The sequence below is a fragment of the Pseudoalteromonas sp. MIP2626 genome, assembly GCF_013414205.1.
Taxonomy (GTDB): domain Bacteria; phylum Pseudomonadota; class Gammaproteobacteria; order Enterobacterales; family Alteromonadaceae; genus Pseudoalteromonas; species Pseudoalteromonas nigrifaciens.
Window position 1 is genome coordinate 1 of the sequence record NZ_JAATTW010000130.1, and the last position, 522, is coordinate 522.

Annotated in this window: 1 protein-coding gene; it reads right to left on the minus strand. The window is 43.5% G+C overall.

Translation table 11 applies throughout. The annotated features are described in order from the left end of the window. Window positions 1-522, minus strand: a 522-nt coding sequence (locus HC000_RS18365) for an ISAs1 family transposase (protein ID WP_179808394.1), incomplete at both ends; no start/stop codon positions are given.

A 522-nucleotide genomic window follows, 5' to 3' on the forward strand; every position in this document is an offset into this window, starting at 1 on the left:
CAGGGTTGAGCGGTAATCATCGTCTAGCCCTGCCATTTTCTTTTTCCTCGCCATACTAGCTGACTTAGATGTATCTTGTTTAAAAAGCGCCATGGCTATCTTTCGCATTACATTAAACATTAATGGCCCTTGAAGTTTGCGTATTCTCGATTCATCTTCTCTGAAGTTCATATCAAGCATCCAATGCATGCTTTCAACCTGCCAGTGACTGCGTACCGCATTGAGTGCTTGCGCTGCATTTAAGTCTAATGAACTTATATACCAGCGTGTTTCAGTGGTATCCGACCCTGCCGACTTATCATGAACTTCAGCCCTGACCTTAATAATACTCGTTAAGCCAGGCCAACGATAATCCTTGCCTAACCAGCTTTTATCTATAAGTAACTGCTGGCATGTACGTGTTTCAACACGCCCATGTCCTGAGCTTATTTCGGTATATTCATCACAATTATGCTGAGTTAACCTTTCACGCTCGCACTTGTGCCACCACGCTTCTAGTTCCTTTTGCATGCCTGAATGATT